Genomic DNA, 24,198 nt, shown 5'->3' with positions numbered 1-24,198 from the left:
TGTCACCACTAAAGTCTTCTTAATGGGTGGGAAAATTGAAAATCTATAGAATTTTTTCAGAAATACAATAATCATATAGGACCAGCCACACGTAATGCATGGGGCTGGTCCTTCCTTTAGATCTGTTATATCTTACATCATCCCTGAGGGAGGGCGCCACGAATTTCTTCCTCATTGGCCATTACACGGATGCGCTTGAGTGCTTTATTCACTGCAGGGATGCTGATGAGAACAAGTGTAAGTGCAGCCTCTGCTCCGATATAGATTCCGTTATAGGCGAAGGAATAGGTGAATGCATTCATGCCATATTCGGATGCATACTGACCGAAGAAGATCATACCGGACAAAACGCTGAAGAACAGACGTCCAAGTATGCCTGCAATATAGCCTTTAACAAGACCGTATTTGGAATTTTTGAAAAATCCTGAGATTCCCAAAGCAGAGAAAGCGAGGATATAGTCACATACGAGCTGTGGAATGCTGATGATATACGGATCAATAATCAGCTGCAGGAAGCCATAGGCAAGAGCTGAAGTAAGACCGGCTCTGATACCGTACAGATATCCCACAAAGGTGATGAAGAACATTGAGAAAAGTGTGATCGATCCACCCATGGGAAGATGGAAAATCTTGATAAAGGATGCGATCATAGCAAGAGTTACACACATTCCTGCAAATACCAGCTGCTTTACTGAAAAATGACTCTTATTGTCCCTTCCAGTGAAAAAGCAAGCTGCGATGAGAGCTGCGATGAGCAGAAGTACCAGAAGACTATAACCTGATGGGGTTAATTCATAGGTATCCTCTACCTGTTTGAGAAATAATGACATAACAAAAACCTCCTCCGTTTCACATTGGCTAACGGGGAGGCTCTTATTTACTCTCATTATAACAGAATGTCATTCTGAAAAATAAATGCTTCCTTACGCCGGTATTACCCGGGTCAAGTAATGAGGGTCGATTCCTGCATTGCAGCAACCATCTCAGCAAAGCTCCCCTAGCAGATGTGATTTATAATATTTTTAGCAATTCAATTTAATTCTATTTGTAACGTTTTGTCAATAGACTTTTTATAATAATTGTATTCCGCCTTCTTTTGCAGCAGCAGAGTAATCATCAGGCCAAAGAGAACACTGAACTTCTCCGATGTGTGCTTTCCTTAAGAAAAACAGGCAAAGTCTTGATTGTCCGATACCACCGCCTATTGTGTAAGGAAGCTCTTTGTTAAGAATTGCCTTCTGGAAGGGCAACTCTGCACGCTCTGTACAACCTGCTTTTTCAAGCTGTGTCTTAAGAGAGTCCTCATCGACGCGAATTCCCATTGAAGAGAGCTCAAGCGCTATGTCGAGAACAGGGTAGTAAACAAGAATATCGCCGTTTAATGCCCAGTCATCATAATCCGGAGCACGTCCGTCATGTTTCTCACCTGAAGCGAGAATATCGCCGATCTGCATGATAAATACTGCGCCCTTTTCTTTGGTGATAAGGTATTCGCGCTTCTTTGCATCCTTTCCGGGATACATATCCTCAAGCTCCTGAGAAGTTATGAAGAAAATGTCATGCGGAAGGATTTCCTCAATATAATCGTACTTGATGGACATATACTTCTCTGTTTTGCGAAGTACTTTATATATTGTACGAACAGTCTCCTTCAGAAAATCAAAATTACGATCTTCCTTATCAATTGCTTTTTCCCAATCCCACTGGTCAACAAATATAGAGTGGATATTATCGGGGATTTCGTCTCTTCTGATGGCGTTCATATCTGTATAAAGACCTTCGCCAACTTTGAAACCGTATTTTTTTAATGCATAGCGCTTCCACTTTGCGAGCGAATGAACGATTTCTGCTTCACGTTCATCTTCGTTCTTGATGTCAAAAGCTACCGGACGCTCAACACCATTAAGGTTGTCGTTAAGACCTGATTCCGGAGCAACGAACAGAGGGGCAGTGACTCTCAGAAGATTGAGATTCTCAGATAATGTGTTCTGAAAGAAATCTTTGACTGTCTTGATGCCTACCTGTGTGTCGTGGAGGTTTAGCGCTGATTCGTAACTATCAGGAATGATAAGATTTTCCATAAGACTCCTCCTTTAATATTTCCCAACAAAATATAGACTCTTGAGCGCATTTTCACTTTTGCGTTCAAAAAAAGTTATAGTTTATTAAAACTCTTTTCAGCCCTCAGCGCAAGCATTTCCTTAGTTAAAACAAAAGAAGTTTCAGATACTTCCACCCAGTTTTGTGCAAAAAAACACCCACACCCATATGAGAAGTATATTGGACGTGGGCATTTCTTGTTATTTGTATCAGCATGCAGCTGCGTGTTTGTCGAGGTAATTCTCAAAATCTGCATTAAATCCGCGATAGCTTACCTTGAGTGGCTGACGGAAATCAAGACCGAAAACTCCGAGAATAGATTTTGCATCTACAGTAAAGCGATTATATGAAATGTCTACATCAAAATCGCACTTAGTAGCTGCGCTAACAAAATCCTTAACCTGACTGGGATTGAGTTTTATTATTTTGCTCATTTTTTTAATCTCCTTACTTTTTATAACATTTAGAATTATACAATAATTCTTATCTAAAATATTTTAGAAAATCTTAGTATTTTCTTAAGATTTTCTTAAGAAAAATTCATGTGTTATAGCGGGAGATGGATGTAGTGTAGCAGATCATTATTCCGGGGATATATTTTGTAAATCACTGAGGCATCAAAACAGCGATAAACGTCGCCTGCGTATTGCTCTCTGTGGTATCATGATTGAGGTATGAAATGAAAGGAAACACGCATAAATGAAGGAAATCAGGATTTCAGTAAGGGGGCTGGTGGAGTTCCTTTTGAGATCGGGAAATATTGATAACAGAATACATCATGCTCCTGATACCGCTATGCAGGAGGGCTCGCGTATTCATCGTATGATACAAAAGAGTATGGGAGCTGATTACAGGGCTGAGGTTCCACTTTCGTACACTGTGACTGAAGAGGACTATATACTGACCATAGACGGTAGAGCTGACGGTATATGGGAGAGAAAAGACCAGCCTGTTCTAATTGATGAGATCAAGGGCACATACCGTGATCTTAAGAAAATAAAAGAGCCGGATGAGGTTCATGTGGCGCAGGCCAGGTGCTATGCGGCCATTTACGCTGAACAGAACGAACTTGAAAATATAAGTGTGCAGATTACCTACTGCAATATTGATACTGAGGAGATACGTCGTTTTACGTATGATCATTCAATATCTGAAATCAGGGCGTGGTTTGAAGATTTACTGGGGCAGTATCACAGATGGGCGCAGTTCCTCTCCAAATGGGATGAAATCCGCACAGAATCGATACATAATATGGGATTCCCATTCGAGTACCGGGCTGGTCAAAAAGAGCTGGCGGCCAATGTTTACCGTACTATCTATCATTCGAGGAAGCTTTTCCTGGAGGCACCCACAGGTACAGGCAAGACTCTCAGTACTGTTTTTCCTGCTGTGAAGGCTGTAGGAGAGAATAAAGCAGAGAGGATATTCTACCTTACAGCCAAGACCATAACCCGCACAGTGGCAGAAAATGCTTTTGATAGCCTTAGAACTCTTCAGGGACTTCGTTTCAAAACAGTAACTCTCACAGCTAAGGACAAAATATGCGTACTTGAGAAAAGTGATTGCAATCCGGTGGCCTGTCCACGTGCAAATGGCCATTTTGACAGAATAAATGACTGTATTTACGATATGCTCACCAATACAGACGCCTTTGACAGAGATACGGTTTATGAATATGCGGATAAATATCAGGTCTGTCCGTTCGAGTTGTCTCTGGATATGAGCCTGTGGGCGGATGCTGTGATCTGTGACTATAATTATGTTTTTGATCCTTTTGTTTATCTCAAGAGATTCTTCTCTGACGGTATTAAAGGAGAAAATGTATTCCTTATTGATGAGGCACATAACCTTCTGGACAGAGGCAGGGAGATGTATAGCAGCAATCTCTTTCTGGATGAGCTTGTCGCCTTGAGGTCTTTGATATCAGCCTCTCATCCCCAAATGGCGGGATTGATCAAAAACTGTGAGAAGGAAATGGAGAAGATAATGACCGGAACCGATGGATGTGAGGTCATTTTCAATATTTCGCTTCTGATGCAGAAGCTGGAGACACTGATCAAGGTGATTTCATCCTGGCTTGAGGATCATGCTGAAGGAGATTTCAGGGATGAAATCCTTGATTTTTATTTTGATCTTTCCAAATTTTCGACTATATATGATCTGTGTGACGATAAATATGTCATATATGCAGAGCAGACGATGGAGGAAGGCTTCAGGATAAGGCTTTTATGTGTGGATCCATCGGACAATCTGGCAGCTTGTATGATGAGAGCGCGTTCCACCATACTTTTTTCAGCTACATTATTGCCCATCCAATATTATAAAAAGCTCCTCGGAGGCGGACCTCAGGACTATGAAGTCTACGCAGAATCGATATTTGATCCTGCAAAATGCGGAAGACTGATCGCAACTGATGTCACCAGCAGGTATACCCGCCGGGGAGAAAGCGAATATAAGAAAATTGCAAACTACATACACGAAATAGTGTCTGCAAAGCCGGGAAATTATCTTATATTTTTCCCTTCCCGCCTTTTTATGGAGGATGTGGGAATGATATACGAGAAGCTGTACTATGATGAAAACACGCAGGAGATACTGGTTCAGAATGAGTATATGACTGAGGAGGAGCGTGAGGACTTTCTCATGCGGTTTACCCCGGGGAATGATATTGATTTTTCGGGAATTATAAATATGGAGGTGGAGATAGAAGCCTCCAGAAGCATTTTGGGATTTTGCGTGATGGGTGGAATTTTCAGCGAGGGAATCGACCTTCGTGATGACAGCCTCATCGGAGTTATTATTGTCGGAACAGGCATTCCACAGGTATGTAATGAGAGGGAGATAATCAAGGAATACTTTGAGCAAATCGGGGAAGATGGGTTTGATTATGCATACAGATATCCCGGAATGAACAAAGTACTACAGGCTGCGGGACGTGTAATCCGTACAGAAAACGATGTTGGAGTTGTTGCATTGCTGGATGAACGATTTACACAAAGGGCGTATACGGATATGTTTCCAAGAGAGTGGAAGGATATAAGACTTACATCGACCAGTTCAGTCAAAAATGACATAAAAGCGCTCTGGGAGCGGATTTAGATGATTTCTTGCTGGCTGTTTATCATAAAAAACAGGGGTAAAAACAATAAGAAAACATGCAAAGGTAACATAATAACAAAAGAATGTAATATTATGTAAACCATGCAATTGTTTTAATTGCGTGAATTGTATGAACAACTATCAGTATCGAGACTCAAAAGAAATAGGTATCACCTAAAAAATGACACTCGTGTACATGTGGATAACTCTGTGGAAATTGGGGATATGTCGGAACCACATATATAAAAAATCGCATAAAATGGCATAACCTGATGGTTTACAATAATGGTCATTATGAAATCGGAATTTTGTTAACAATACTAATATAGTCAATATATTTATGTAAACCAAAAACAGGCTATGACACAAGTGTCATGTGCTGTTTAATTGACAAAAAAAGCTTATTTTAATATTATTTACTAATACTTCTTTATAATTAAGGAGCGTCTGAAATAACAATAATCAAAGAGGATACGGACTTTATGAAAAAAGAATTGGAAAAGACATACGATCCAAAAGGAATCGAAGGAAGATTATACAAGAAATGGGAGGACAACAAGTACTTTCATGCTGAAGTGGATGAAAGTAAAAAGCCCTTCACTATTGTAATCCCACCGCCGAATATCACCGGGAAGCTTCATATGGGACACGCTTTTGATCAGACTCTTCAGGATATTCTCATCAGATGGAAGAGAATGCAGGGATATAATGCCCTCTGGCAGCCGGGTACAGATCATGCCAGCATAGCTACTGAGGTACGTATCACTGATGAGCTTAAGAAGCAGGGAATTGACAAGCATGAGCTTGGCAGAGAGAAATTCCTTGAGAAAGCCTGGGAGTGGAAAAAGGAATACGGTGGAACCATAGTTTCACAGCTCAAGAAACTTGGCAGCTCCTGTGATTGGGATCGTGAGCGCTTCACTATGGACGATGGCTGCAACAAGGCAGTGACCGAAGTTTTCGTGAAGATGCATGAAAAGGGATATATTTATAAAGGAAACAGAATTGTTAACTGGTGTCCTGTATGTAATACTTCCATTTCCGACGCAGAGGTTGAATATGAGGAGCAGGCAGGTCATCTGTGGCATATCAAGTATCCTGTTATAGATGAGGATGGAACAGTCAGCAAGACTGAGTTCATTGAATTTGCTACAACTCGTCCTGAGACTATGCTCGGAGATACAGCCGTAGCCGTAAATCCTGATGATGACAGATACAAGAGCTTTAAGGGCAAGAAGGTACTTCTTCCTATTGTAAACAGAGAGCTTCCTATAGTTGAGGACAGCTATGTAGATATGGAATTTGGTACAGGTGTGGTTAAGATCACACCCGCACATGACCCTAACGACTTTGAGGTAGGAAAACGTCATAGCCTTGAAGAAGTAAATATCCTCAACGATGACGCTACCATCAATAAAAACGGTGGCAAGTTCGAGGGCATGGATCGCTATGAGTGCCGCGACGCCATTGTTAAGGAACTTGAAGAGATGGGTCTTCTTGTTGAGATCGAAGACTATACACATAATGTAGGAACTCATGACAGATGCGGAACCACCGTTGAGCCTATGATCAAGAAACAGTGGTTTGTAAAGATGGATGAGCTTATTAAGCCTGCTGTTAAAGCTGTAAAAGAAGGCGAGATCAAGCTTATTCCTCAGCGTATGGAGAAGACCTACTTCAACTGGACAGATAATATCAGAGACTGGTGTATTTCAAGACAGCTCTGGTGGGGACACAGAATCCCGGCATATTACTGCGAAGATTGCGGAGAGACTGTAGTTGCTAAAGAGGAGCCTACAGTTTGTCCTAAGTGCGGTTGCACTCATTTCAAGCAGGAGACTGACACACTTGATACATGGTTCTCATCTGCACTTTGGCCATTTGAGACACTGGGATGGCCTGAACAGACACCTGAACTCAAGTACTTCTTCCCTACAGACGTACTTGTTACAGGATACGATATTATATTCTTCTGGGTTATCAGAATGATATTCTCCAGCTATGAGCAGATGGGCACATATCCGTTTAAGACAGTTCTTTTCCATGGACTTATCAGAGACTCACAGGGTCGTAAGATGAGTAAATCACTTGGAAACGGTATAGACCCTCTTGAAGTTATTGAGAAATACGGTGCTGATGCGCTTCGTCTCACTATCGTAACAGGTAATGCACCCGGTAACGACATGAGATTCTACTATGAGCGTGTTGAGAACAGCCGAAACTTTGCAAACAAAGTATGGAATGCTTCACGTTTCATCATGATGAACATGGGTGATGATGAAGAAAGTGCTATCAATAAGCCGGCACCGGAAGGACTTGAGCCTGTTGATCACTGGATACTGTCCAAACTCAATAACACAGTAAAAGAAGTTACTGAGAACATGGATAAGTTCGAAATGGGTATCGCTGTTCAGAAGGTATACGACTTCATCTGGGAAGAGTTCTGTGACTGGTACATTGAGATGGTTAAGCCAAGACTCTATAATTCAGATAATAAGGTATCAAGAGATGCTGCAATGTGGACACTTCAGACTGTTCTTATAGATGGTCTTAAGCTCCTTCATCCTTTCATGCCTTTCATCACAGAAGAAATCTTCTGCACAATTCAGGACGAAGAAGAGTCTATCATGATCTCTTCATGGCCTGTATACAAAGATGAGTGGAACTTCTTTGATGATGAAAAGAGCATTGAGACTATTAAGGAAGCCGTTCGTGGTATCCGTAATGTAAGAACTCAGATGAATGTTGCTCCTAGTCGTAAGGCTAAGGTATTCGTTGTATCTGACAATGATGAAATGCTTGATATCTTCAGAACAGGTAAGCTGTTCTTTGAGTCACTTGCTTATGCAAATGAGTCAGTATGCCAGAAGGATAAGGAAGGAATAGCAGATGATGCTGTATCTGTAGTTATCCCTGGATGCAATATCTACATTCCTTTTGCAGAGCTTGTAGATATCAAGGCTGAGATTGAGCGTCTTAATAAGGAAAAGAGCAAGATGGAAGGCGAGCTTAAGAGATCAAAGGCTATGCTTTCCAATGAAAAGTTCCTTTCTAAGGCTCCGGAAGCTAAGATTGCCGAAGAAAAAGAGAAGCAGGCAAGATACAAACAGCAGTATGATCAGATCGTAGAAAGACTTGATCAGCTTCAGAAATAAAAAATTACCAGTATATCCGCAAGTACCAAGGTGCCTGCGGATATATGTTTGTTGGGAGCTGCCCTTGCGATTTGATTATTAACTTCCAAAGTAATCAAAATCGCAAGGGATAATACAGGCTTTTATATAGTTAATCTATAGAAAGTAGATATATTATGATTTCTGATGATTTAGCTAGGAATATTGATTATATAGAAAATATAGATAAAGAAAATATAGATAAAGAAAATAAGCTCACTCTTTCTATATGTGAGGAGTTTTTAGATAGATTGCCGTCTCTTACAGGTAAGCACTCGGTTTTAGAAAACAGAGACTTTCTTGATTTTATGGGGAGTCCTGATGAAGGTATGAAGATAATTCATGTTGCAGGAACTAATGGTAAGGGATCTGTATGTAATTATGTATCATCGATACTAAAGCATGCCGGATATAAGGCCGGGATGTTTACATCTCCCCATCTTGTAAGGATAACCGAAAGGTTTCAGATAGATGGCAGAGAAATATCCGAAGATGTATTTATTAAGGCTTTTTTGGAGATTTTAAATAAAGTCAAGGATTATCAGGAGCAAAGCCCTTTATCTTCAGACTTTTTTCCTTCATATTTTGAATATCTTTTTTTCATGGCAATGGTCATATACAAGGTACATCCTGTAGATTATCTTGTGCTTGAAACAGGGCTTGGAGGGCTTTTGGATGTCACTAATGTGATTCGTAAGCCTCTTGTAAGTATTATTACTGAGGTTGGTAAAGATCATATGCAGTATCTTGGTGATACTTATGAAGAGATTGCAGCTCATAAGGCCGGAATTATTAAAAAAGGTATACCCGTAATATTTTTTGACAAGAGAAAAGAGACTACAAAAGTAATCACAGATGAGGCCATTAAAAAGCAGGCAAAAATCCGCTGTATATCTGATGCAAGCATCAAAAACGTAAGCTCTGCCACAGGTAATGAGGGTAATAAGTACGTTGATTTTTGCTATGATTCTGAGTATTATAATTATGTTGGACTATGTCTGCGCAGCTCTGCCGTATATCAAACACAGAATGCGGCGCTTGCCATAAGCTGTATCGAAGAATTGAAAAGCCTTGGTGCAGATATATCTCTTAATGATATACAAAAGGGTCTTCTTGATGCCAAGTGGCCCTGCAGGATGGAAGAGATAAAAAAAGGCTTTATAGTTGATGGAGCACACAATGCAGATGGAATAGAAGCATTTCTTAAAAGTGCCGGAGAATTAGATTCCAAGGGAAGTAAGATCCTTTTATTTGGAGTTGTTTCGGACAAGCAGTACATGCAGATGGCTTCTATGATAGGTAACAGCAGGATATTTGATAAGATCGCGGTTTGCAGCCTGAAGACGGGAAGGTCATTGGATATGGACAGTCTTAAGGACGCATTCTCTTCATTTGACAATGTTTCATTTTATGATTCTGTTGATGAGGCCGCTTGTTATATTAATTCAATTAAAAAGGATGATGATCTGGTATTTGCAGCCGGTTCTTTATATCTGGCCGGTCAGCTCAAAGAAAAGTTTGAATGATCTTTATATAAAGATGAATACATTTAAATATCAGACAATTAGTCTTTCCTTACAGTCGATAGATGAGGTTAATTATGATTAATTTCGAAGAGGAAATCAAAAAATTTCGTCCAAGTCTTGAAATAGAGGATGCTGAAGAACTGATCCACAATCAGGATCTTGATGATATGGCGGATATTCTCGTTAAAATGATGAAGGAAGCAGAAACTGCTCCCAAAAAATCTAAAAACGGGCGAGGCACGATATGATTTGCTACAGATGCGGAAGTACTCTGACAGAGAGCGATTTCTGCCCGGAATGTGGTGAAAATGTAGCCTTGTACAAGAAGGTGATAAGCCTTTCCAATTATTATTATAATGATGGTCTTCAAAAGGCTACGGTCAGGAATCTTTCCGGTGCTATTAACTCTCTTCAGCACAGTATAAAACTCAATAAGAACAATATAGAAGCCAGAAACCTTCTGGGTCTTGTATATTATGAGATTGGCGAAGTAGTACCTGCGCTTTGTGAATGGGTTATAAGTAAGAACCTTCAGACAGGTGACAATCGTGCAGATGACTACATGGAAGAGCTTCGTAATAATCCTACACATCTTGATGTAGTGAATCAGTCTGTTAGGAAGTACAATGTAGCCTTAAGGTTCTGCGAAGAAGGAAGTCTTGATGTTGCTGTGATACAGCTTAAGAAGATACTTCAGTCCAATCCTAACTTCCTTGCGGCGCATCAACTTCTGGGTCTTTTATATCTTAATAATGGTTCTTATTCCAAAGCCAAGAAGGAGCTTACAAGAGCTCTTCGTATAGATAACGGAAGCACTAAGACACGTTTTTATCTTCAGGAAGCAGAAAAGATGCTTTCTCCTGATGATGACGACGATAAGACTGTCAAAGAAAGATCAGAAAACGGCGACGTTATTGAGTACAAGAGTGGAAATGATACAATTATCCAGCCTGTACACAGTATGCAGCCCAAGGGAACAGTGTCTCTTATAAGTATAGTTATAGGAATGGCGCTTGGTCTTCTTGCCGGAGTATTTCTGATACTTCCTGCCAAAATCCAAAAGGTTAATGAAGAGGCCAGAGCAAGAATTGCCGCTATAAGTGAAGAAGGCGATCTTAAGTCTTCACTTCTTCAGGAGAACCAGAGTACGGTTGATGACCTTAATGAGCAGATAGAAGAGCTTCAGGCTACAATAGATTCTTATTCGGAAAAAGATGTAACTGTTGAAGCTATGAATGAGCTTATAGCAGCAGTAGACGTATATATACAGACTCCAAGTGACCTTGAAAGCATAGCTGAGCACATGGATCTTATTGATATGGATAAGATTGAAAGTTCTGCTTCAGATGAGTTTAAGGATCTGTATGCTACAATGATAGAGCTTATCGGTCCTTCACTTAGTAATTACTACTATAAGCTTGGATATAATGCATATACATCTCAGGATTATGAGACAGCTATTGAGGATCTGGTGAAGTCATTTGGTTATGATAATACCAACGAACCTGCTTTGTACTTCCTTGGTAATGCATATTATGAGAGCGGTGACTATGACAAGGCCAAGAAGGCTTACAATGATGTTCAGTCATTGTTCCCTGATACCAAGTATGCTAATAATGCAGAAACCAAGATTGCTGAGATCAATAATCTGGAAGAATAAGGGCTTTAAAAATGGAACGAATAATGGAATTTAAGATGGAGCGCCCCGGTCTTTTAAAAGAGGGGGATTCTATAACTGTAACTGAGGGCGTCCTTCCAAGTAATTATTACTATACAATTGATCCTGCTCTTGCCATGAGTGGCAACTATCCTTTTAATCAGAGGATGCTTGCAAGGCAGGGAAAGGTTACCAAAGTAGAAGAGAATGCAAGAGGCTTCTATGTGACAGCAGTATTTGAAGAACAGGAAAATAAATCTGTTTTTTGAAAAGATAATATTTTAAGGAGGAAGTTTTTTATGAAAAAAGTATCTACAGACAAAGCACCGGCAGCAATCGGACCATATTCACAGGGTATAATCGCAGGTGATTTTCTTTATGCATCAGGACAGATCCCGATCAATCCTGCAACAGGAGAAATCGAAGGAGCAGATATTAAAGAGCAGACAGATCTTGTATGTCGTAATATCGGAGAGATCCTTAAGGCAGCAGGAACAGACTATGAGCATGTAGTTAAGACAGACTGTTTCCTTGCAGATATGGGAGACTTTGCTGATTTTAACGGCGTTTATGAGAAATATTTCACAGGAAAGCCTGCAAGAAGCTGCGTTGCAGTTAAGCAGCTTCCTAAAAATGTACTGTGTGAAGTTGAGATAATTGCTTATCTGAAATGATAGATGGCTATACTACTAGGGGGAAGCACTCATAATGAGGGGAAAAAAGAAAACTCTGCTTGTTTTAGGTCTTACAATGATGATGTGTCTAAACGGATGCTCATCTTCAGAAACAGACAATCTTCTTGATTCCGGAGTTAAATATATTCAGGATCATGACTATCAAAGCGCCCAGGACACGCTTTTAAAGGCTCTTGAACAGGGCGCTGATAAGCATGACTGTAATAGAGCACTTGGAATCTGTAGCCTTGATCAGGGTAATTATGAAGAGGCTATAGAATATTTCAAGACCTCACTAGCTTCAGGCAATGGCATAATTCAGGATGTTGATTTTGATACAAACTTTTATCTTGCCAAGGCATATTATTTAAATGGTGATTACGGCGAAGCAATAAACGTATATAACTCTATCTTAAATCTTCATAAGAATGATAAGGATGCGATATATATGCGAGGCGTATGCTATCTTGAGCAGAGCAATCACGATCTTGCGATGGCAGATTTTAATACTGTTATGAAGCTTGATTCCAAGGATTATGACAGGATAATAGAGATATATCAGCTCCTTGCTGCTAATGGTTATGAAGATGAGGGACTTGAGATCCTTGAAGGTGTATGGGATCCTGATCATATGACCAATTATGAGCTTGGACAGATCTCTTTCTATCTTGGCAATAATGCACAGGCTCAGAACTATCTCGAGCTTGCAAGAAGTGAAAAGAGTGAAACCGACAAATCACCGATCATCCTCCTTTTAGGCCAGACAAGCGAGAAGCAGGGCGATTATAACTATGCTATAAGCGTATACAAATCATATTTAGAAGAAAGTGGTGAACATGCTGAGATCTACAACAGACTTGGCCTTTGTGAGATGCAGATGGCTGAGGCTTATAATGATCTAAGCTACTATACATCAGCTATAGCTGACTTTGAAGCAGGGCTTGCACTTAATGATCCTAATGAAAATCAGGCGCTTCTAAGAAATGAGATCACAGCATATGAATATACAGGAGATTTTGAAACAGCAAATACTCTTATGAATACATATTTATCGCTGTATCCTGATGATGAAGAGGCAAGGAGAGAGGCGGTATTTATATCTTCAAGAATCTGAAAAGCTTCTTACTTGTGAACTGCTTATCATCTAAAGATAATATGATTTTCTGGCTACATCAATAAAAGGTATCTGGTGTTTGTGACATAACGATCAGATAACAATAATAAAAGACAATGTTTCTTGGAAAAAGATACATTGTCTTTTTTTAAAATTGTTTTTTGAATTATTGCTGGAAGTCATCCGGAATTCCATCATGATTGGCATCAACTATATGAACTTCCTCTATATGGTCATTGTCATGATAACTAAGATTCTGAGTAGCTACAGTTCTACGACGAAGTCTGCAGGCTTCAGACTGTGACAAAAGGAAATCTTTGATCTCTCTGCCGTGCTTTATGTTCTTAAGTTCTATCTGATCTCCTGAAGCATCAGATGCTACAAAACAGGTTATGGTAGAAAGACCGAACATTCTCTGAAGAAGAGAACGCTTTATATTAACATCGGCGATTTTATAAAGATAACAGTCATCTTCATCAAGATTGAGAAGTCCCTTGATCACAACAAGGTCATTTTCATATATCTGGTAGTGGGTGAAAGGCCACGGAATACCAAAAAAGCGAAGACGTGTAGTCTCTTTGAATACCAGATTACCTTTGGATGTAAGAGGTGCATTAGATTCGTAAATTGGCTCTGACATTGTATTCCTCCGTATTTTAGGATTTATTGTACTAATAATAAGCGAAAATAAATCAAAAGTAAAGGCAACTTATATGGAACGGTGACGGAATCTTGAATATAATATAGGGCAAAATGTAGAATTTTAACGAAATTATCTAAAATAATGGCATTTTTGTCCGTAATGGCATAAAATGTATATGCGATACTATTAATAATAGTGGAATCAAAATTTCTAGTTTTATGTACGGCTGGGGAGTGCTTAATGAGCCGTATAGGGAGGAAATATGCCTAGGACCGGACTTAATGACACAATAAGCAGGATCTTTGATACCTTTGTTGTTGTATCAAAGAGCCGTTATGCTGTTGTATATGATATCTTTAATCACTATGCAAGATGGTCTACTAATGCAGTAGAATTTTTCGGACTTTCAGGAGAATACATAGAGAATGCTGATGATGATTGGCACAAGCGTATTCATCCGGATGATAGAAAGAATTATGAGCAGCGCATTACTGCTATGATAGCAGGAATCAATCAGGAAGCTCCTATGGAATACCGTGCTATGGACAAGAATGGTGAGTATGTAGCCTGTTCCAGCAAGGGAACCATAATAAAGGATTATTCAGGAAGACCTGCTTATCTTGCATTCTTTATTACCAATCACGGAATAGTTTCAAATAGAGATCCGATAACTGACACAGACAATCTGTATCAGCTTTTTAACGAGCTTCGTCAAAGACGTGACCGTAAGCAGAAATCAGTTGTTCTTGTTATCGATACTATCAGATTTGATGATATTAACCGTACATACGGCTATTCATTTGGTAACCAGCTTCTTAAAGCCCAGGCAGATCTTTTTTCCAATCTTGTTAAGAGTGATGGAAAGATATACAGAGGAGATGGTACCAGCCTTGTAGCTATTACTGGTTCGCTGTCTCTTGATGAAGTAAGACGTCTGTATTCAAGAATGCGTGAGCAGCTTAAGACAGCCTTTTATGTTGCAGGTACAAGGGTACCTGTAAGTATAGCTGGTGGTATAGTCGTTGTAGAGAATTTTGCTCTTGATGAACATACTATATATACAAGTGCTAAATATGCTCTTGATGTATCTAAAGATATTAACCATGGCGGCCTTGTTGTATACCATAATGAGCACCAGGAACAGAATGCAAGACGTATAGAGCTTCTTGATGCTATACGTGCAGATATCATGAACAGATGTGAAGGCTTCTATCTTGTATATCAGCCTATCGTATCTTCTAAGGATAATCACATGATAGGTGCAGAGGTTCTGATACGTTGGAAGAGTGAGAAGTATGGCGAAGTAATGCCTGATACCTTCATACCTCTTCTTGAGAATGATAGCGTATTCTTCGAACTTGGTAACTGGATCCTTGAACAGGCCTTTAATGAAACACGTGGAATAGTTGCAGTATTCCCGGATTTTATGCTCAATATAAATCTTACATTCATGCAGCTTGAGCGAAGCGAATTCAGAACAACTCTTATGGAGCTACTTAGACGTACAAGATTCCCTGTTAAGAATCTTACACTTGAGCTTACAAAGCGCTGCCGTGATATGAGTAGAGAACATCTTAAGAGCCAGGTAGACTTCATGAAGTCTTTAGGAAGCCAGCTTGCTCTCGATGTAGAAGATTTCAGTTCACTTGACCTTTTGAGACTTCTTCCTATCGACCTTATCAAGATAGACAGAAGATTCTTAAGAGATATAGACAAGAACCTTGTTAACCAGTATATAGTAGAAGCTATGTCAGGCTTTGCACGCAACATGAATGTACATGTAGCCCTTACAGGTATTGAGAATGCTGAAATGCTTGGATTTGTAAGAGACAAGTTCCCGGCAGATTCTTTCCAGGGTTATTACTATTCAAAGCCTGTTAAGATTGAAGAATTAAAGAAGCTTCCTCTTTATCATACTAACTGATGAGTCTTCTGATAAGTATCAGTCTGACTTGATCTGATAGTCATTTGATGATTTTCGGTCTGACTTGATCTGATAGTCATTTGATGATTTTCAATCTGACTTGATCTGATAAGTCACTTGATGATTTTTGGTCTGATTTATTATTAAGATAAAAATTTAGCCCCCTTATTCATTGCGAATAAGAGGGCTTTTTCTTTTTATGATTCGGAATTATTATTTCAAAAAGTATACATTCTTGAACATAAAGTTCAAGAATGTATGAATTTAATAATTCTTAAATGCTGTTTTTCTTAATATCAGCCTTTGCCGTTCCAGCAATAGGTGCAGAGCTTGCATGGCTCGATTCCAAGTCCTTCTATCATATCATCAAGTCTGTGATAGTGAAGGGTTGTGAAGTTGAGCTGCTTTCTGATCTCTTCAAGCATAGCTGCATACTGCTCTGAATCTGGATCTGTGTACTTATCAAGAGTCTCTCTTGTAGGATTAGGATTTCCTTCAAGCTGCTCAATTACACGTCTTGTGATCAGTTCTCTGTCAGAATTGGATCTGGAGAAGCTGATATAAGGACATCCGAATACAAGCGGAGGACAAGCAGGACGGATATGGACTTCTTTGGCTCCCTTGTCATAGAGATATTCTGTAGTCTCTCTAAGCTGAGTACCTCTTACGATCGAATCATCGATAAGAAGAAGTCTCTTGTCTTTAATAAGATCCTGGATTGGAATAAGTTTCATCTTGGCAATAAGATTACGTCTTGACTGGATAGTAGGCATAAATGATCTTGGCCATGTAGGTGTGTACTTTACAAAAGGACGTCCATAAGGAATACCGGATCTGTTGGAATATCCGATAGCATGGGCTACACCTGAATCCGGAACACCTGCTATAAGGTCAGGGTGAACATTAGGACGCTGCATATCTCTATCAGCAAGCTTGAATCCGCAGTTATATCTTGCCTGCTCAACATTAAGTCCTTCATAGGATGCTGCAGGGAATCCGTAATAGATCCAAAGGAAAGTACAGATCTTCATCTCTTTCTTTGGAGCTGAAACAGTCTCTACTCCATCAGCAGTCATGAATACGATCTCGCCTGGCCCAAGTTCCTTGTAAGGTTCATAGCCAAGATTTATATAAGAGAAGCTTTCAAAGCATGCGCAGAATGCTTCATCTTTGCGGCCTATCTGTACGGGAGTACGGCCGAATTTATCTCTTGCAGCATAGATTCCGTCTTTGGTCATGAGAAGAAGAGTCATGGAACCCTTGATCTGATCCTGAGCAAAGCGAATACCATCTACAATTGTATCCTGCTGATTGATAAGAGAAGCAACCAGCTCTGTAGGATTGACATCTCCGCCACTCATTTCAAGAAAGTGGGAACGATTATTTGCAAATAATTTGTCAGTAAGTTCATCTACATTATTGATCCTGCCGACTGTTGTAATAGCATAAGTACCATGGTGTGAACGAACAATAAGAGGCTGTGGCTCAAAGTCTGAAATACAGCCAATTCCAAGAGTTCCTTTCATGTTAAGGATATCTTTGTCAAATTTCGGACGGAAATTTGAAGATTCGATGTTGTGAATTGCGCGGTCAAAACCCTTTTCGCTGTCGTATACAGCAAGTCCTGCGCGTCTTGTTCCCAGATGGGAATGATAATCTGTTCCGTAGAAAAGATCAAAAACTGCATCAGTATGAGATGCTAATCCGAAAAAACCACCCATGTATGCCTCTTTCCTAATAAAATAGAGATTTTATTGCTTTGAAATTTATAGTTTGAACATTCAGTCAAACTTTTGCCATGACAATAATAACATGAAAAAAGACTTACGTATCTACAAAATTAATATTTTGTATAGTTGCATAAAAACGGCCCGTTATTATAGAGATTTATGGAAAAATTTTTATAGAATTTTTTTCCGAAAAAATAATAATCGTATTGGACCAGGCCCTTTCATGGTATTAGATCATTTTATTTAAGAATCAGAAAGATATCGTTATAGATGTTTCTATTTTGTCCGAAAAAAGAAGAGAACGGATAATGTGTCATAAAAATAATCCGTGATAAAGTCATCTATATTGAAATGCTAAGATGCTATGACACGCAGGTAGTAAAGCCTAAGAGAATATAAGATTCAAATAACAGGATTATCTCATTAGAGAGGAATTGATTAATGGAGAGTGGTTATATCACATTTGAAAATGTTGTCAAAAAGTACAACATGGGTGAAGTGCCTATAAAGGCAGTAGACGGCGCTGACTTTACTATAGATAAGGGCAAGTTCACTATCATAGTCGGACCTTCAGGCGCAGGTAAGACAACAGTTCTAAATATGCTTGGAGGAATGGATGTATGCAGCTCAGGGACTATTATGGTCGATGATGTGCGTGTAAGCGATTTTAACAGAAAACAGCTCACATTGTACAGAAGATATGATATAGGCTTTGTATTCCAGTTCTATAATCTGGTACAAAATCTTACAGCCAAGGAAAATGTTGAGCTTGCTGCTCAGATCTGCAAAGAACCAATGGATGCGCTTGAAGCCCTTGAAATAGTGGGCTTATCTCACCGTGTCAATAACTTTCCTGCCCAGCTGTCGGGAGGTGAGCAGCAAAGAGTTGCCATAGCCCGTGCAATAGCCAAGAATCCCAAGATACTTCTGTGCGATGAGCCTACAGGAGCTCTTGACTACGTGACAGGCAAACAGATCCTTAAGATACTTCAGGACATGGCCAGAAAAAAGGGCATAACGGTAGTAGTTATAACTCATAACTCAGCCATATGTCCCATGGCAGACCGTGTCATCCATATAAGAAACGGTAAGGCAGATAAGATTGAAAATAATGCTAGTCCTACAGATATAGAGGATATTGAATGGTAATTATAACTGATGCATTTAGAGAAATAAAAAAGTCTTTGAAAAGATTTCTATCACTTCTGCTTCTTGTAATGATCGCTGTAGCTTTCCTGTCAGGTCTTCGTACTACGTCGCCTGATATGAAGTATACAGCTTCAAAGTATTACAAGGATCAGAACCTCATGGATATTCGTATGCTCTCTACTCTTGGCTTTATGGAAGAGGATATAGATAAGGTATCTTCTTATGAAGGAGTCCTGTGCGCCGAGGGATCAAGGCAGAAGGATCTTCAGATCGACAATCTTGTAGTATCTGTATATTCCATGCCCCAAAAAATGAATCTTTTGTACCTGAAAGAAGGAAGACTTGCTACCAAGAACGGTGAGTGTGTAATTGACAGTAATCTTGTATCGGATCTGAATCTGAAAGTAGGCGATGTCATAACACTTATTGATCCTGATAATGAGAAAGAATCCAAAGAAGATACGGATAAAGACGAAGACTCAGATAAAGACGAAGACTCAGATGAAGCATTAACGGATGATATTGATGTTGAAGCACCATCCACTAAATTAAATGACTATACCTATACAATAGTAGGTATTGCAGACAGCCCTTTATATGTATCAGTTGACAGAGGCACTTCAAATGTAGGAAGTGGTACTATATCAGCTTTTATATATGTGCCGGAGACAGAATTTGACTGGGATTATTATACTGCTATATATCTTTTGCTAGATAAGACTCAGGATATGGAAGCATATACTGATGAATATGATGACTATACCGAAGACTATGCAGAGAGTATGGAAGATTTTGCAGACAGCCTTGTAAGCTTAAGATATGAGTATCTGCATGACCAAAGCCAGGATAGCCTTGATGAAGCAAAAGCTAAGATAGATGATGCTCAAAAAGAGGTTGATGAGGCTAAAGATGAGCTTGAAAGCGCTCAGGAAGAGCTTGATGCAGCCAAAGAGGAGCTTGAAAATACCATAGCATATCTGCCGGAGATCACACCTGAAATAGAAGAAGCGCAAAAAGAGCTTGAAGATAATCAGGCTGAAATAGATGAAGCTAAGGCAGATCTTGAGGAAGCGCAAAAAGAAATTGACGAAGCTATGGTAGAAATAGCTGATGCACAAAAAGAAATAGATGACATGGATGCAGGTACATCCTATGTCCTTTCAAGAAGCGCCAATACAGGATACATGAGCTATAAACAGGATGCAGAGAAGATGGGCGATCTTGCTAATGTATTCCCTGTTATATTTTATCTTGTAGCTGCTCTTTCATGTCTTACATCAATGACCAGAATGGTAGAAGATCACAGGGGTGAAATAGGAACCTTAAAGGCTCTTGGATATGGCTATAGCATGATATCGATCAAATATATAGGCTATGCCTTTTTTGCCAGCTTTACAGGAGGGATAATAGGACTTATCTGGGGGAATGCCCTGCTTCCTGTATTGTGTTTTGAAGCCTGGAAGGGGCAGTATACACTTCCGGATCTGCAGATAGTACTTCAGCCCGGAATATATATTTTCTCAGTAGGAATAGCAGTTGTAGCTGTAACAGGAACGGCCTTTCTTGCAAGCAGAGTAGAACTTCAGGCACGTCCTGCCAAGCTTATGAGGCCTCGTGCTCCTAAAGCCGGTAAGAGAGTATGGCTTGAAAAAATAGGTTTTATCTGGAACAAACTAAAGTTTACTTCCAAGGTATCCTGCAGAAATCTGTTCAGATATAAGCAAAGATTCTGGATGACAGTAATAGGAATATCAGGATGTACAGCCCTTCTTGTGGTAGGGCTTGGCCTTTATGACTCTTTGTACACAGTCATTGACAATCAGTTTGAAGATATAACCCATTATGACGCATATCTTGATATGAACTCAGATCAAACAGATGATCAGCTAAGTGCAGTAGATAAGGCCATAGATGAATCATCAATAGTCTCTGATCATATGGCAATATATACGGATATGCCTACATCAGTTGCAGGAACTGAAAATGATCTTGGAACATATGTTGTGGCATTCAGGGATTATGATAAATTTTCTGAATTCATTTCAGTTGCTCACAGGACTGATGATAATGAGGTCGTGATACCAAAAGATAGCGCCAATATATCTGACAGCAGTTTGAAAGCTTTGTTTACAGAAAAGCTTGCAGATGTTAATGACCTTTCTATAGGCGACGTTGTTGAAGTGGTACTTTCAGATGACACTGTTATAAAAGTTGAAGTGGCAGATATAGTCGAGAATTATGTATATAACTACGTGTACATGAACTTTGATGATCTTGATGCTATTACAGGTGATGATCTTATGGACAACAGATTCATCATAAAGTACACAGACAATGCTACAGACACGCAGATAGATGAACTGTCATCAAAGCTTGTTGCGATGGAAGGTGCTTCTTCATACACAAGGATCAATGCTGTTGTAGACAGGTTCGATAAATCGTTTAAGGCAGTCAATGTAGCTGTTGGTATTATCATAGCGGCAGCAGCTGCCCTTGCCTTTATAGTTCTTTATAACCTGACCAATATCAATATCTCTGAGAGGATAAGAGAGCTTGCAACTCTTAAGGTCCTGGGATTTACGGATAAAGAGACGACCAATTATATATACAGAGAGAACACTGTCATGACTCTTGTGGGCATTATATTCGGACTTATTGGAGGAAAATACCTTCTTGTATGGCTCATGACTACAGTTGAAAACAGCTACATGATGTTTGGACGGGAAATATCTATCAGAAGCTATATACTCTCAGCCCTGCTCACGGCAGTCTTTTCACTCTTTGTAAATGCTATTGCACACTTTTCTATACAAAAGATAGACATGGTAGAAAGCCTTAAATCAGTAGAGTAACGAAGCTATATAATCAAAATAAAAAGTGTCAAAAGATAGAAGTTCTACCTTTTGACACTTTTAATAAATATATAGTTATTAAAATTTAGATCATAAAAAATCTTTATGCTTCAAGTTCCTTGCCTGTGAGGAGCTTGTATGCTTCCTTGTACTTCTCGATTGTCTTGTCGATAACATCCTGAGGAAGATTGTAGTCGCTGTCAGGGTTAGCCTTGAGCCAGTCACGTACGAACTGCTTATCAAAGGATGGCTGAGAGTGACCTGCTTCGTATCCTTCTAATGGCCAGAAACGGCTTGAATCAGGTGTAAGCATCTCGTCTGCAAGTACAACGTTACCATTCTCATCAAGACCGAATTCGAACTTGGTATCAGCTATGATGATGCCTCTTGTAAGAGCATAATCAGCGCACTTCTTGTAAAGAGCAATTGTATAATCACGGATCTTCTCAGCGTAGTCTCTGCCATGACCAGGGAAGTCCTTCTCAAGAACTTCTACACTTCTTTCGAAATCTATATTCTCGTCATGATCACCGATCTCGGCTTTAGTTGAAGGAGTATAGATAGGCTGTGGAAGCTTGTCACATTCCTTAAGACCTTCAGGGAGCTTTATGCCACATACTGTGCCGTTCTTCTTATAGCTTTCCCAGCCGCTTCCTGTAATATAACCACGAACAATGCACTCAACAGGAATCATAGTAAGCTTCTTGCAAAGCATGCTGTTACCTGTGAACTGAGGCTGATTAAAAAATTCAGGCATATCCTTAACATCAGTACTTACCATGTGATTGGCAACAATATCAGATGTATAATCGAACCAGAACTTAGACATCTGAGTCAGAACAGCACCCTTTTTAACAACCTTGTTTTTAAGAATAACGTCGAAAGCTGAGATACGGTCTGTAGCAACCATGATAAGATTGTCTCCTGTATCGTAGATCTCACGAACTTTGCCTTCCTTAATAGGTGTAAACTCCTTCATTTCATGACCTCTCTTAATTTGCTTTATATTTGGCTAATTGTCTTAGCCTTTTTATGTTTCGCTACAAGTATAGTACACTCGCTTTTCAAAAGTAAACATCCTACATGTAAAAAATAATTTGACCATTCAATCAAAAAATTGTGCATGTTTTTATAAAGCCTCCGGATAATAAAAATAATCTGAAATCGATTTCGTCTGAAAATGGCACACAACATTAACCTGGTGTTCATAATTTCGTTACATAATCAATGTAATATTATATTATCGGAAGATGATAAATGATCCGAAGCAACCAATAACTTAACTTTTTCATAATGGGCTGTCTGACTCCCCATCAGACGGCCCTCCTCCCTAAAATTACCCGGTGAGATTTCTCATCGGTTTTTTATTTTAAACTTATCCAATACATGATAAAATAAATATACACATACTCTTTTTCGTTAACAAAACATAGGAGGCAGGTATGACTGATAATCGAGATGCACTTATAAATGAACTTTATAAGAAAACATTTGGTAAGGAATATACTAAGTACGGTAATATTCTGGAGAGATATGATAAGTCTACCGGAACGCTTTACTGTAATGCAGATAATAACGAAGTTAAGTATACACTTGATCAGATACAGGGTTCTGAGAAGTATCTGCGTGAAGCAATAGAAAAGGATATAAGTCCCAATAAAGCGATTTGTTATAAAATAGCTATATGTGCGATAAAGTTATTACAGGAGGAGCAAAACAGCTAAGCGTCTGCCGGGAGAAAGGAGCTATCTGTGGAAGTTATCGTCAGCTGCACAGACCTACTGGATGAAACAAGTGAATATCAGCTTGTAAGACGATATAAAGACCGCTATTATATCAGGTTTGAGCTTGAAAGCGGCTTTATTGCAGAACTTCCTGTATCTGAGATTCCTACGGGAAAAGATGTAGTGAAGCTGATAAAAGAAAAGCCGGAAGAGATGATAAGGATAGTGAATGCCTTCCGCCAAAAAGGAGACTGGACTGAGACCTCGTATGTACAGTCAACGATCATAGACTGCCTTCTTTATAGTGGTGATATGCCTATGAAGCAGGCATCCAAAATATGGGCTAAACTAAGCCGTTATGATGACCTTGTACAGGAAATGTACAATATGATCGTGGAGGGAACTCCGGGATTTAGAAGTGTCAAGGCAGCAGGATTTACTTCAAAGAAGCTTATGGACATAACACAGATGACGCTCATAGGTGCATATCTTTTTATGGTAACACTAAGGGAAGAGCCTGAAAAAGCACTTCCTCAGCTTAAGAATATGATGATAGATAAAGAAACCGCCAACTACGGCGAAACATAAAATAACATGAAGATAGGATCATAAATAAAAAACTCAGGTAGAGTGTAAACTACCTGAGTTTTTGTGTACAATAAATATTTTTAAATTACAACAGTTCTGTAGGCTCAGAAGAAAAGTCTGCAAAGCCCTTTTCATAAAGACCATTTACAAAATCAATTGCGCGCTGTCCGGATTCTTCTATCGGTACAGACTGGCTGTAGATATACTCAAGCTTGTCGCCTGAAGGCGCAAGTGTGAAGTTGACC

General features: G+C 39.4%; 19 protein-coding genes and 1 riboswitch. Of the genes, 13 read left to right on the top strand and 6 right to left on the bottom strand.

The window, feature by feature from the left end:
• Positions 1–137: 137 nt before the first annotated feature.
• The 3 genes from K6G87_RS13515 to K6G87_RS13505 form a co-directional block, all read right to left on the bottom strand.
• Positions 138–830: an energy-coupled thiamine transporter ThiT gene (locus K6G87_RS13515; RefSeq protein ID WP_296838331.1), complete on the bottom strand. Its 693-nt coding sequence runs from the start codon at positions 828–830 to the stop codon at positions 138–140.
• A 73-nt stretch (positions 831–903) separates the two neighbouring features.
• A riboswitch (TPP riboswitch) is annotated at positions 904–1,009 on the bottom strand.
• A 61-nt stretch (positions 1,010–1,070) separates the two neighbouring features.
• The gene (gene asnA, locus K6G87_RS13510; protein WP_296838328.1) at positions 1,071–2,081 is read right to left on the bottom strand and encodes an aspartate--ammonia ligase; all 1,011 of its coding nucleotides are present in this window, start codon (positions 2,079–2,081) and stop codon (positions 1,071–1,073) included.
• A 228-nt stretch (positions 2,082–2,309) separates the two neighbouring features.
• Complete coding sequence (locus K6G87_RS13505) at positions 2,310–2,534, bottom strand: HPr family phosphocarrier protein (RefSeq protein WP_296838325.1); 225 nt, start codon at positions 2,532–2,534, stop codon at positions 2,310–2,312.
• Positions 2,535–2,799: 265 nt separating this feature from the next.
• Here K6G87_RS13505 and K6G87_RS13500 point away from each other — a divergent pair, with 265 nt between their 5' ends.
• The 8 genes from K6G87_RS13500 (at position 2,800) to K6G87_RS13465 (ending at position 13,343) form a co-directional block, all read left to right on the top strand.
• Entirely contained in the window at positions 2,800–5,199 is a 2,400-nt protein-coding gene (locus K6G87_RS13500; protein WP_296838322.1) for an ATP-dependent DNA helicase, read from the top strand.
• Positions 5,200–5,681: 482 nt separating this feature from the next.
• Positions 5,682–8,354, top strand: a complete 2,673-nt coding sequence (locus K6G87_RS13495) for a valine--tRNA ligase (RefSeq protein WP_296838319.1) — start codon at positions 5,682–5,684, stop codon at positions 8,352–8,354.
• 155 nt (positions 8,355–8,509) lie between these two features.
• Positions 8,510–9,898 carry a bifunctional folylpolyglutamate synthase/dihydrofolate synthase gene (locus tag K6G87_RS13490; RefSeq protein WP_296838316.1) on the top strand — a complete coding sequence of 463 codons (1,389 nt, stop codon included), beginning with the start codon at positions 8,510–8,512 and terminating at the stop codon, positions 9,896–9,898.
• A 74-nt stretch (positions 9,899–9,972) separates the two neighbouring features.
• Positions 9,973–10,146, top strand: coding sequence for a hypothetical protein (locus K6G87_RS13485; RefSeq protein ID WP_296838313.1), 174 nt, complete (start codon positions 9,973–9,975; stop codon positions 10,144–10,146).
• The gene (locus K6G87_RS13480) at positions 10,143–11,558 is read left to right on the top strand and encodes a tetratricopeptide repeat protein (RefSeq protein WP_296838312.1); all 1,416 of its coding nucleotides are present in this window, start codon (positions 10,143–10,145) and stop codon (positions 11,556–11,558) included. Before K6G87_RS13485 ends, K6G87_RS13480 begins: the two co-directional genes overlap by 4 nt.
• An 11-nt stretch (positions 11,559–11,569) precedes the next feature.
• Complete coding sequence (locus tag K6G87_RS13475) at positions 11,570–11,824, top strand: hypothetical protein (RefSeq protein WP_296838309.1); 255 nt, start codon at positions 11,570–11,572, stop codon at positions 11,822–11,824.
• 30 nt (positions 11,825–11,854) lie between these two features.
• A complete protein-coding gene (locus tag K6G87_RS13470) occupies positions 11,855–12,229 on the top strand; it encodes a RidA family protein (protein ID WP_296838306.1) in 375 nt (124 codons plus the stop codon).
• A gap of 34 nt (positions 12,230–12,263) precedes the next feature.
• Positions 12,264–13,343 carry a tetratricopeptide repeat protein gene (locus tag K6G87_RS13465; RefSeq protein ID WP_296838304.1) on the top strand — a complete coding sequence of 360 codons (1,080 nt, stop codon included), beginning with the start codon at positions 12,264–12,266 and terminating at the stop codon, positions 13,341–13,343.
• Positions 13,344–13,509: 166 nt separating this feature from the next.
• Here K6G87_RS13465 and K6G87_RS13460 read toward each other — a convergent pair whose 3' ends face one another.
• Positions 13,510–13,983 (bottom strand): PH domain-containing protein, encoded by a 474-nt coding sequence (locus K6G87_RS13460; protein ID WP_296838301.1) that lies wholly within the window; start codon positions 13,981–13,983, stop codon positions 13,510–13,512.
• A 265-nt stretch (positions 13,984–14,248) separates the two neighbouring features.
• Between K6G87_RS13460 and K6G87_RS13455 the strand changes: the two genes are divergently transcribed.
• Positions 14,249–15,910, top strand: a complete 1,662-nt coding sequence (locus K6G87_RS13455) for an EAL domain-containing protein (protein WP_296838298.1) — start codon at positions 14,249–14,251, stop codon at positions 15,908–15,910.
• Between the two features lie 296 nt (positions 15,911–16,206).
• Here the strand turns inward: K6G87_RS13455 and K6G87_RS13450 are convergent, their stop codons facing one another.
• On the bottom strand, positions 16,207–17,631 hold the full coding sequence (locus K6G87_RS13450) for an amidophosphoribosyltransferase (protein WP_296838295.1): 1,425 nt from the start codon (positions 17,629–17,631) through the stop codon (positions 16,207–16,209).
• Between the two features lie 450 nt (positions 17,632–18,081).
• On the opposite strand from K6G87_RS13450, the gene K6G87_RS13445 reads away from it, so the two are divergent.
• On the top strand, positions 18,082–18,789 hold the full coding sequence (locus tag K6G87_RS13445) for an ABC transporter ATP-binding protein (RefSeq protein ID WP_296838294.1): 708 nt from the start codon (positions 18,082–18,084) through the stop codon (positions 18,787–18,789).
• Entirely contained in the window at positions 18,783–21,641 is a 2,859-nt protein-coding gene (locus tag K6G87_RS13440) for an FtsX-like permease family protein (protein ID WP_296838292.1), read from the top strand. The genes K6G87_RS13445 and K6G87_RS13440 overlap by 7 nt, the downstream gene beginning before the upstream one ends.
• A 103-nt stretch (positions 21,642–21,744) precedes the next feature.
• Here K6G87_RS13440 and K6G87_RS13435 read toward each other — a convergent pair whose 3' ends face one another.
• Complete coding sequence (locus K6G87_RS13435) at positions 21,745–22,620, bottom strand: phosphoribosylaminoimidazolesuccinocarboxamide synthase (protein WP_296838290.1); 876 nt, start codon at positions 22,618–22,620, stop codon at positions 21,745–21,747.
• A gap of 463 nt (positions 22,621–23,083) precedes the next feature.
• Here K6G87_RS13435 and K6G87_RS13430 point away from each other — a divergent pair, with 463 nt between their 5' ends.
• A complete protein-coding gene (locus K6G87_RS13430) occupies positions 23,084–23,365 on the top strand; it encodes a hypothetical protein (protein ID WP_296838287.1) in 282 nt (93 codons plus the stop codon).
• A 27-nt stretch (positions 23,366–23,392) separates the two neighbouring features.
• Complete coding sequence (locus K6G87_RS13425; protein WP_296838284.1) at positions 23,393–23,953, top strand: hypothetical protein; 561 nt, start codon at positions 23,393–23,395, stop codon at positions 23,951–23,953.
• Positions 23,954–24,198: the final 245 nt, after the last annotated feature.

It is taken from the genome of Butyrivibrio sp., from assembly GCF_024699075.1.
This window is presented reverse-complemented; position numbering and strand designations above follow the sequence as displayed.